Below are 10,311 nucleotides of genomic sequence, written 5' to 3' on the forward strand. Positions count from 1 at the left end.
GGTACCAGCCGATCGAAAACGTTGAAAATGCGCGATGTCGAAGCGGAAGGCCGCGCCATTAAGGACGCCAGAGCAACGGCCGAAGCTACGGCAGGGTTCGCCAAGGCCATAGGCGCGGCGATCGAAACATAGCGCCACGTTCGTACCAGGGGGCTCGCCCGCGCGCGAGGGAGGCACTGGCTTGTAAATCGGAATTGGGTAACTCTCCTAGTTAAGAACACTGGGGGGCGGACCATGGCTAAGGGAGTGTGCAAGCTGACCGGCGCGTACGGTGCGTTTGTCGACTCGCATTTGATTCCTAAAGCTCTCACCAAACCTGAAGCACCCGGCCTTTCATTTTTGGAGGCAGGTAGCGGGTCGCGAGCCATGCGCCGGCATAGCAGTTGGTACGACAATCGCCTCGTCACCCAATCGGGCGAGGACATACTTGGAAAGCTCGATGATTGGGCAATTAAGAAGCTGCGGCTCCACAAGTTGGTATGGAGCGGGTGGGGGCCAATGACGAAGCTCAGCGGCTTCGATCTAATCCCAGGAACTCAGTGGGGAGTTCGGCCCTTACATGACACCGATTGGCTTCTGCTCCGTTTATTCTTTCTCAGCCTGCTTTGGCGCGCTGGCGCATCCGACCGGCGAGAGTTCAAGGAAATATCCCTACCACCTGATCATCTGGAGCAGTTGCGGAAGATGATTGTCACGGGCGATCCCACGCCGCTCGAATTCTATCCGATCTCCCTAACCCAGCTTTCGACCCTGGGGCTCATTCACAACCAGACGCCCTTCCCCGGCGAGAAATTAATTCCGGACGCGGGCAGTGAACATCCAGAGCACAGTGTGCCATTTTTCCGCTTTTACTTTGATGGCCTGATTTCGCATTTCGACAGGAGGTCGGCAGGCGAGATCACAAAGGCAAATCTGGACGACTTATATCTGGGAAACAGCGGTCGGATTGTCATCTCAACCATCCCGTATGAGGAATCATTTCAACGAAAGAATATCGAAGCCATCATTTCAGAGGCGACGGTTCGTCACCCACGGTAGTGCCAGAATCAAGGTCACATTTCGTCCCGGATTATCGTCATGGCGTGTGCAGAATGGGTATCCGGACCCGATACTCTGGCCGCGAGCTCGCACACGCCTACGGGCCTCCTGCAAACGCGAAGAAGGCCGCTTTTTAGAGCGGCCTTCGACGTTACAGCGAGGCCATCAAGAGAGTGACGACCGTAAGGACGAACCGGGCACTGACCCGAATTCTGATCCCCTTCCCGTATAGGACAATGACGTCCATGGGTGGCTCCATATGAGAGCCGGGCGCGCACCAGCTATTAAACCGGGACGCAGATCGATCTGCAGTGAAATTCCTTCCGCTTTCTGATGCGGTGCTTACTTCAACCGCCTTGATGCGGTGTATCTCTCTTCCTCACCCGCGTTTGATGGCGGGGAGTGGTTGCGGACCACTCAACCGAACGACGCTAACGGGGTCGGGCCGGATTGCTCTTCAAACTTGTCCGACTGAGGTTGGCCCTCGCGATTGGCCGTTTAAGGGCTTCGCTCTGGCTCCGTTCAGGTGTCTTCCGAGTTCGAGAGTCAACATACATCATTACACAGAAGAACAAAACAGGAATTTGAGCGGTGTAGTGATCGGTCCCTAACTGGCTGATCTCGGATGAGGTCGAAAACTCCGGGTCAAGGAATTCAACGCCTTAGAGCGCTTCCGGCGCCAATCGACCATGAAAAAAGCCGGGCTGAACCCGGCTTTTTCAAGGATGATGTCATTACAGTTTTGTTATTTTGCGGGTGCGGCCGGAGCGGCCGGAGCGGCGCCTTCTGCCGGCTTGGCAGGGGCTGCACCTTCGGCCGGCTTGGCGGGCGCGTTCTCGGCCGAGGCGCCGGGGGCCGGCAGTGGCTTCGGATTGTCCGACAGCGTGCGCAGATAGGCGATGACGTTGGCGCGGTCCTCATCCTTCGGCAGGCCGGCGAAGCCCATCGCCGTGCCCTTCACGAACTTCTTCGGCGAGGTGATGAAGTGGTTGAGATTGTCGTAGGTCCACTTCTCGCTGCCGCCCTTGGAGAACTCCTTCATGCCGGCCGAATAGGCAAAGCCCTCATGCTCGGCGACCGGACGGTCGATGATGTCCCACAGATCGGGGCCAACCTTGTTGGGGCCGCCTTTTTCGCCGGAGTGGCAGGCCTGGCATTTCTTGAAGATGGCGGCACCCGCTTCGGCGTTGGCGGTGGCCAGCAGCTCGGCGATCGGCTTGGCCTCCGCGGCGGGAGCGGCCGGGCCGCCTTCGGCGGGCTCGGTCGCCTCGATGGCGAAGCCGGGCTTTTCCGGCGTCGGCGAGGCAAACAGCGCGTCGGATACGATGCCAACGGAAAAGACAATGAACACCGTGCCGAGGAAACCGGCGAGCAGCTTGTTGACTTCGTTGGAATCCATACGCCCCAGGCTCCCTTTTCCGGCGGACCGATCCGTCCACTCCGTCCGTCGGTATCGTGAACCACCCTGCGAGGCGGTCAAATCGCGCGGAAACTAGGTCTTTTGCTCCGGCGTTGCAACACCTATAAGGGCGCTGCCAGTGAGACCTTTTGCCACTTTTGTCCCCCTCTTTTTCGAGCCTCTGCCCGCCTCATGTCCACGCTCATCCTGATCCCGGCCCGCATGGCCTCGACCCGCCTGCCGGGCAAACCGCTGGCCGACATTGCCGGCACTCCGATGATCGTCCACGTCGCCCGCCGTGCTGCCGAGGCGGGGCTCGGCCGGGTGGTCGTCGCTACCGATACGCAAGGCGTTGCGGAGGCGGTGCGCGCGCATGGTTTCGAGGCGGTGATGACGCGGGCGGACCACGAAACCGGCTCCGACCGCATCTTTGAAGGGCTGACCATTCTCGACCCTGGCAACAGCGTCGAGACCATCGTCAATGTGCAGGGCGATCTGCCGACCATCGACCCCCTTGTTATCGGTGCCGCGCTGAAGCCTTTCGAGAACGCGGCGGTGGATATCGCCACGCTCTGCGTCGAGATCGTCCGCGATGAGGAAAAGACCAATCCGAACGTCGTCAAGCTGGTCGGCTCGCCACTCTCGACGACGCGGCTCAGGGCGCTCTATTTCACCCGCGCCACCGCCCCTTGGGGCGAAGGCCCGCTCTACCATCATATCGGCCTCTATGCCTATCGCCGCGCCGCACTCGAACGCTTCGTTGCGCTAAGGCCGTCGCCTCTGGAGCGCCGCGAGCGGCTCGAGCAGTTGCGGGCGCTGGAGGCTGGCATGCGCATCGATGCGGAGATCGTGCAGTCGGTGCCGCTTGGCGTCGATACGCCGGACGATCTCGAACGCGCCAGGGCGCTCCTTTCCAACTAAGAAATTCTTCCCCCAATTCCCGAGACTCCGCGCATGCCTGAAAAGACCAACAAAATATCCTTCCAGGGCGAGCCGGGCGCCAATTCCGACACCGCCTGCCGCAACATGTTCCCTTCGATGGAGCCGTTGCCGTGCCCGACCTTCGAGGACGCCTTCAACGCCGTCGAGACCGGCAAGGCCGATCTGGCCATGATCCCGATCGAGAACACCATTGCCGGCCGCGTCGCCGACATCCATCACCTCTTGCCGGAATCGAAGCTGCACATCATCGGCGAATACTTTCTGCCGATCCACTTCCAGCTGATGGTGCTGCCGGGCGTCAGGCGCGACGAGATCAGGACCGTGCACAGCCACATCCACGCGCTCGGCCAATGCCGCAAATACATCCGCAAGAACGGCTGGAAGGCGGCGGTTGCCGGCGATACCGCGGGCGCCGCCAAGATGGTCGCCGCGATGAAGGACCGCACCATGGCCGCGCTGGCGCCGGCGCTGGCCTCGACCCTCTACGGACTCGACATCATCGAGGAGAATGTCGAGGACACCGACAGCAACGTCACCCGCTTCGTGGTGCTGACCAAGAACAAGCAATGGGCCGAACGTCCCTCGGCCGACGCCAAGATGATGACGACCTTCATCTTCCGCGTCCGAAACGTGCCGGCGGCGCTCTACAAGGCGATGGGCGGGTTTGCCACCAACGGCATCAACATGACCAAGCTGGAAAGCTACCAGCTCGGCGCGTTTACAGCGACGCTGTTCTACGCCGACATAGAGGGCCATCCCGACGATCCGCTGGTGAAGCTGGCACTCGACGAGTTGCGCTTTTTCTCGCGCGAAATGCGCATTCTCGGCGTCTATCCCGCCAGCGCCTCGCGCGAGCAGTGGAAGGTGGCGGATTAGGATCCGGTCAGGTCAGGCCGAGCTTGTTCCTTTTGGCCGGCTTGCCGCATTCGCGGCGGGCAATCGACCGGTTCATGGCGTCGATCTTGCCGCTTGCCTGGTCGGCGTCGCGCTTGGCTTTTGAGCGAATATCCGGCGTGAACGGGCCAAAGCCCGTCGCCGGGTTGGAGAAGGACGGCTTGGCGTCCACCGGCAGATGATATTGCTGCGCCAGGCCGTTTCGTTGCGCCAGCAATTGATCGCAAGGCACCTTGTCATACAGCAGCGAGGACTGGACGTTTTCGTCCTGCCGTTCGGACATCGAATTGCCGACGCAGCCGGCCATCGCCAGGCAAGATGCCAAGACCGTCATGTTCCAGCGCATGAACGTGCTCCTTGTCTTTCGCCGCTGCGGCTTCTCATGCGCAGCGGCAGAAGTCTTAGCCAGATTTTACGCTGCCGGAAAGCAAGCTTGCCACTACGGCCAGCCCTTCGACCGGTTCGCGGCGATCCTGCCGGATGATCGTTGCCTGCAGCGACAGGACCGAAAAGCCGTCGGCATCCAGAACCCGCTCTATATAGCCTCGCGAATGCGCGTAGCGGCGCGACGGCTGCAGGGCGAAGCCGGCACTGTCAGACGATTCTCCGCCCGGGAGCGTCTCGACGGAGAACGCAAACAGACCGCCGCCGGCAAGCATTCCGGCAATCTTGTTCACCACCCTGTCGAGTGCGCCGACATAGATAAACACATCGGCCGCCGTCACCAGATCGGCTTTCGGGCCAGAATAGCAAAAATCCTGCAGGTCCGTCTTGACGAGCAGATCGTAGAGGCCTTTGGCGCGCGCCTGCCTCAGCATGCCGGCCGAGATGTCGTAACCCTCCAGCCGATCGGCGATTGGCCGCAGCTTCTGGCCCATGAGGCCGGTGCCGCAGCCGAGATCGAGCGCCAGCGAAAACCGGCCCGGCCGTGCTGCCCGGATGGCGCGGTCGAGGCATTCGGGCAGACGGTAGCCGAGCCTGTCGACCAGCTCACCCTCGAAGCTTTCGGCATAGTGGTCGTAAAGCGTCTCGACAAAGGCGCTGGGCGGCGCCTGGGCAGCCGCTGCCCTGCCGATCAATTGCAGCTTGAGCACCGCGCCGAGCCTGTCCGCCGGGTCGAGCCGCAGTGCCGTCGTCCAGGCCTGCGCGGCACGATCGGGCGCGCCCGCCGCTTCCTGCATCTCGCCGAGGCGGAACCAGCCGGCTGGCCATTGCGGCGCCAGTTCGAGCGCGCCGAGCAGCAATTCCGCGGCTGCCGCATGATCGCCGGATGCATAGAGCATTTCGGCATAGTCGGCGCGGCGGTCGGCGGTCAAATCGCCGGACGAGGTCTGGAGCGGTTTCATCGTGATCGAGTTCCGCCGGGTGTTTGCAGCCCGGCTTGCGCTCTATGCTGGAGTCAGCAGTGACTTACAACAGGCTTCCCGCGCCGGAATTAGCGCCTATCTTGGGGCCATGCGCGCCAGCGACCTGCTTCATCCCCGGCCGGAAGGGTTGTATTGCCCGCCCGGCGATTTCTTCATCGACCCGGTGCGGCCGGTCAACCGGGCGCTGATCACGCATGGCCATTCCGACCATGCCCGCTCCGGCCACCGCTCGGTAATGGCGACGCAGCAGACGCTCGATATTATGGGTCTGCGTTACGGCGAAGGTTTTGCCGGAACGACGCAAGCCGCCGTGCTCGGCGAGACGATTGCGCTTGGCGGTGTGGCCGTCAGCTTTCACCCGGCCGGCCATGTGCTGGGCTCGGCGCAGATCAAGGTCGCGCATCAGGGCACATGCATCGTCGCGTCCGGCGACTATAAACGCCAGAACGACGCGACCTGCGAGCCGTTCGAGCCGCTCCAGTGCGACGTCTTCATCACCGAGGCGACGTTCGGCCTGCCGGTGTTTCACCATCCACCCGATTCCGAAGAGATCGCCCGGCTGCTGAAATCGACCGAACAGTTTCCCGAGCGCACGCATCTGGTCGGCGCTTATGCGCTGGGCAAGGCGCAGCGTGTCATGCGGCTGCTGCGCCATGCCGGCTACGAAAAGCCGATCTACATCCATGGTGCGCTGGCCAAGCTCAGCGAATATTACCAGAGCCAGGACATAGATCTCGGCACATTGGAACCGGCGACCGTCGAGACCGGCCAAAAAAGCGACTTTGCCGGCGCCATCGTCATCGGCCCGCCATCCGCCTTCGCCGATCGCTGGGCGCGGCGCTTTCCCGATCCGATGTCGTGCTTCGCCTCAGGCTGGATGCGCATCCGCCAGCGCGCCAAGCAGGGCGGCGTCGAGCTGCCGCTGATTATCTCCGATCACTCCGACTGGGACGAGCTGACAGCAACGATCAAGGAGACCGGCGCGGAAGAAATCTGGGTGACGCATGGCCGCGAGGAGGCGCTGGTGCGCTGGTGCGAACTCGAAGGCATCGCCGCCAGGCCGCTGCATCTCGTCGGCTATGAGGACGAGGGCGATTGATGGCAATTGTTGAACCACCAATCGCGGGCGCCGCGATCCTTCACACCCCCCTCTGGCCTGCCGGCCATCTCCCCCGCAAGGGGGGAGATTGGCTTCTTCGCCGCCGCGCTCATTCCAGCGACGTTCGAGATTGGCGAAACCAGTCGCGACATCCGATCTCCCCCCTCGTGGGGGAGATGTCCGGCAGGACAGAGGGGGGCGCGAAGGATCGCAAACTTCCCCCCTTGGCGCTCCGCTGATGAACCGCTTCGCCGAGCTTCTCGACCGGCTGGTGCTGACGCCGTCGCGCAACGGCAAGCTGACGCTTTTGACCGACTATTTCCGCAGCGTCGAGGATCCGGATCGCGGGCTGGCGCTGGCGGCCATTACCGGCGATCTTTCCATCGCCGCGGTCAAGCCGGCAATGCTGCGCACGCTGGTGATCGAGCGCATGGATCCCGTGCTGTTCGGCTATTCCTACGACTATGTCGGCGACCTGGCCGAGACCGTGTCGCTGGTCTGGCCGCAATCGCCTCTCGATATTGCGAACCACGCGCCGACGCTGGCCGAGGTGGTGGCCAAGCTGCAGGCGGCAAGCCGTTCCGACGGGCCGCAGGTGCTGGCCCGGCTGCTCGACAGCGCCAGCACGTCCGCGCGCTTTGCCATCATAAAGCTGGTCACCGGCGGCCTGCGCATCGGTGTCTCGGCGCGGCTCGCCAAGCAGGCGCTGGCCGATTTCGGCAAGGTCGATATCGCCGAGATCGAGGAACTCTGGCACGGGCTGACGCCGCCTTATGCGGCTCTGTTCGCCTGGCTGGAGGGCAAGGCGGAAAAACCCAGGAAGACGGCGCTGGCGCTGTTCAGGCCAGTGATGCTGTCGAACGCCGTCGGCGACGGCGACCTCGAAAAGCTCGACCCGGCCGACTACGCGGCCGAATGGAAATGGGACGGCATCCGCGTCCAGGCGGTTTGCGAAGGCGGCATTCGCCGGCTCTATTCGCGCACCGGTGATGATGTCTCCGGCGCTTTTCCGGATCTTGCCGAGGCGATGGATTTTTCAGGCTCCCTCGACGGCGAGCTTCTGGTCGGTGACCCCAGGCAGGCGACGGGCACGTTCTCGGACCTGCAGCAGCGGCTGAACCGCAAGAGCGTGTCACCCAAGATCCAGCAGCAATACCCCGCCTTCATGCGCTGCTACGATGCGCTGCAGATTGGTGACGAGGATGTGCGGGGATTGCCCTTCCGCGAACGACGCGGCCGGCTCGAGGCCTTCGTGAAGACACTCGATCCGAGTCGCTTCGATCTGTCGCCGCTGGTCGCATTCACCACCTGGCAGGCGCTGGAGGAATTGCGCCGCAAGCCGCTGCATCCGGTCATCGAAGGCGTCATGCTGAAGCGCTGGGATTCGCCCTATGTGGCCGGGCGGCCGAAGGGGCCGTGGTTCAAATGGAAGCGCGATCCGCACACGGTCGACGCCGTGCTGATGTACGCCCAGCGCGGCCACGGCAAACGCTCGAGCTTCTATTCCGACTACACATTCGGCGTCTGGTCCGGGCCGGAAGGATCGGAGGAGCTGGTGCCGGTGGGAAAAGCCTATTTCGGCTTCACCGACGAGGAACTGAGGCAAATCGACAAATATGTCCGCGACAATACGATTGAGCGCTTTGGCCCGGTGCGCTCGGTACGGGCCGATCGCAGACAGGGCCTGGTGCTGGAGGTGGCGTTCGAAGGGCTCAACCGTTCGACGCGGCACAAATCCGGCGTCGCCATGCGCTTTCCGCGCATTTCGCGGCTGCGCTGGGACAAGCCGGCGGCGGAAGCCGACCGCATCGAGACGCTGCAGGCGCTGCTCGATAGTTAATGCATGTCGCGCAAAAGCGTGCAGCGGTTTTGCGGTAACGACATGCATCAAAACAAGAACCTAAACTGCGTCGCATGAGGCCCGTCCGAACGCGACGTGCTTTACGGAACGACCGAGACGCGAATCTCGTAGATGTCGACCGACTTGCCCTGCTTGTCGAAGTCGGAATTGATGGCGATGGTGCCGGCAGCACCCGGATGCTTGTCGGGAAAGCGCACGTCGAACAGATATTCATTGCGCTCGCGACCGACGGCATAGCGCTTGCGGCCGCAGTCGCCGAGTTCGCCGAAATTGCAATCGACGGAAATCTGCGTCTCCTGGCCCTCCTCGGAGCGCGCGATGATGTCGAATGTGGCATGCTTGCCGGCGAGTTTTTCCAGCACGCCTTGCCCGACGTCGAAGCTGATGGCCGAACCGGATGCACCCGAGCGGATGCGCAGGAAGGAACCGCTTTCGTCCTGGATAACGTCGGCCTTGGCGTCCGACGGTGCATTGACCTGCGTCGGGTCACCCGGCGAAAACACGTTGATCCAGTCGCGCGCCTGGTCCGCCTCGCCCTGCTTTGGCGGCGAAGCGGTGTTGTCCGGCGTGAAATCATCGCCGTCGACCGTTGGCGGCGCTTCCGGCGGCGCCGTGTCGAGTTCGGTCGCCGATTTGAAGACGCCGGTCTGGTTGGCGAAATAAAGGCCGATGCCGGCGGCTGCGAGCAGCGTCACGCCGAAGAAGATCGCGGTCAAAGGCAGGCGCCGCCGCCTCGCCCGCCGGTCGTCGCGGTCGGGCGTCACTTCCGCGTCGTCGGTTTCGGCTTCGGTCGGAGCCGAGGCCCCCATGTCGATCACCGGCGCCTCGGGAACAGGCGCATCGGGCATTATGTCCGGGACGACCGGCAGGACGCGCGACCGGGGCGCATCGGATTCGGGCGGCTGCGGCGGACCGTCAACGACGACATCGGGCGACGGCGCGGGCTCGGCTTCGGCCGGAGGCTCCACCTCCGGTGCTGCCTCCAAACTGTCGGTCGGCGCGGCGACGTCGGTAACCGCCGGCAGGAATTCCGATTCGATTTCGGTGATCTTCGCCTGGACCGCCTTGCGGCGCTTGATGGCGACTTCCACGGTGACGTTTGGATTGGCCTGCAGGGCACGGTCGAGTGCCGCGAAAGCCGATCGGTAGACCCGCTCGCGAAACGCCCGGTCGTCGGCATTGCCTTTCTCAAAGGCGTTGCGGATCGCTTTTTCGATCGCGTCCAAACGAATTCCCTCTGCAATTCCACTCACATTGTCATGATCGTTAGCCGCAGGCGACCAATCAATCAACAAGCGAGCGGCTGCATTCTGCCTTGCCGAGGGATACAAAGCTCATTTCGGCGGTTTTCGGTAAAGAAATCAACCTTTTTCGCTGATTTTTCCGTCACGGCCCCGACGTGACGGACGGGGCGGCCTGCCGATACGGCATCGCATCGGCGCGGCGGCTGCCCTTGCGCCCGGCCTGGGACGGAGACGAATTGCTCGTCCTGAATTCGCGCAGCCATCTTGAATTCGCGGCCGGTTGCGTCTATCACCCAGCCCATCTTGGAAGCACGGCTTCCCGGGCCGCTTTAGCTCAGTTGGTAGAGCACATCATTCGTAATGATGGGGTCGCGTGTTCGAGTCACGCAAGCGGCACCAGTTATCCTTGGAATTGCCGGCAAATTTAGCCTGTCTGTTAGAAAGTTATTTGGACGCAAGCCCAAATA

At 62.6% G+C, this 10,311-nt stretch carries 9 protein-coding genes and 1 tRNA gene; 6 read left to right on the forward strand and 4 right to left on the reverse strand.

Features of this window, described 5'->3' with window-relative positions; translation table 11 throughout:
- Nucleotides 1–234: 234 nt before the first annotated feature.
- Entirely contained in the window at nucleotides 235–1,038 is an 804-nt protein-coding gene (locus NKJ12_RS09560; RefSeq protein ID WP_352702372.1) for a hypothetical protein, read from the forward strand.
- A 745-nt stretch (nucleotides 1,039–1,783) separates the two neighbouring features.
- Here the strand turns inward: NKJ12_RS09560 and NKJ12_RS09565 are convergent.
- Nucleotides 1,784–2,437, reverse strand: coding sequence for a c-type cytochrome (locus NKJ12_RS09565; protein WP_352476004.1), 654 nt, complete (start codon nucleotides 2,435–2,437; stop codon nucleotides 1,784–1,786).
- Between the two features lie 192 nt (nucleotides 2,438–2,629).
- On the opposite strand from NKJ12_RS09565, the gene NKJ12_RS09570 reads away from it, so the two are divergent.
- Nucleotides 2,630–3,358, forward strand: a complete 729-nt coding sequence (locus tag NKJ12_RS09570; protein WP_352702374.1) for a 3-deoxy-manno-octulosonate cytidylyltransferase — start codon at nucleotides 2,630–2,632, stop codon at nucleotides 3,356–3,358.
- Nucleotides 3,359–3,391: 33 nt separating this feature from the next.
- Complete coding sequence (locus NKJ12_RS09575) at nucleotides 3,392–4,255, forward strand: prephenate dehydratase (protein WP_254816209.1); 864 nt, start codon at nucleotides 3,392–3,394, stop codon at nucleotides 4,253–4,255.
- Nucleotides 4,256–4,262: 7 nt separating this feature from the next.
- Here NKJ12_RS09575 and NKJ12_RS09580 read toward each other — a convergent pair whose 3' ends face one another.
- A complete protein-coding gene (locus NKJ12_RS09580) occupies nucleotides 4,263–4,619 on the reverse strand; it encodes a hypothetical protein (protein ID WP_352702377.1) in 357 nt (118 codons plus the stop codon).
- Between the two features lie 55 nt (nucleotides 4,620–4,674).
- Nucleotides 4,675–5,619: a methyltransferase domain-containing protein gene (locus tag NKJ12_RS09585; RefSeq protein WP_352506110.1), complete on the reverse strand. Its 945-nt coding sequence runs from the start codon at nucleotides 5,617–5,619 to the stop codon at nucleotides 4,675–4,677.
- A 109-nt stretch (nucleotides 5,620–5,728) separates the two neighbouring features.
- On the opposite strand from NKJ12_RS09585, the gene NKJ12_RS09590 reads away from it, so the two are divergent.
- Together NKJ12_RS09590 and NKJ12_RS09595 are read left to right on the forward strand one after the other, a co-directional pair.
- Nucleotides 5,729–6,739 carry a ligase-associated DNA damage response exonuclease gene (locus tag NKJ12_RS09590; RefSeq protein ID WP_352702546.1) on the forward strand — a complete coding sequence of 337 codons (1,011 nt, stop codon included), beginning with the start codon at nucleotides 5,729–5,731 and terminating at the stop codon, nucleotides 6,737–6,739.
- 238 nt (nucleotides 6,740–6,977) lie between these two features.
- The gene (locus tag NKJ12_RS09595) at nucleotides 6,978–8,579 is read left to right on the forward strand and encodes a cisplatin damage response ATP-dependent DNA ligase (RefSeq protein WP_352702379.1); all 1,602 of its coding nucleotides are present in this window, start codon (nucleotides 6,978–6,980) and stop codon (nucleotides 8,577–8,579) included.
- Between the two features lie 101 nt (nucleotides 8,580–8,680).
- Here the strand turns inward: NKJ12_RS09595 and NKJ12_RS09600 are convergent, their stop codons facing one another.
- A complete protein-coding gene (locus NKJ12_RS09600; RefSeq protein ID WP_352686879.1) occupies nucleotides 8,681–9,826 on the reverse strand; it encodes a hypothetical protein in 1,146 nt (381 codons plus the stop codon).
- Nucleotides 9,827–10,167: 341 nt separating this feature from the next.
- Between NKJ12_RS09600 and NKJ12_RS09605 the strand changes: the two genes are divergently transcribed.
- Nucleotides 10,168–10,243, forward strand: a tRNA-Thr gene (locus NKJ12_RS09605).
- Nucleotides 10,244–10,311 lie beyond the last annotated feature (68 nt).

Source organism: Mesorhizobium sp. M0195 (assembly GCF_040322115.1).
Classification (GTDB): domain Bacteria; phylum Pseudomonadota; class Alphaproteobacteria; order Rhizobiales; family Rhizobiaceae; genus Mesorhizobium.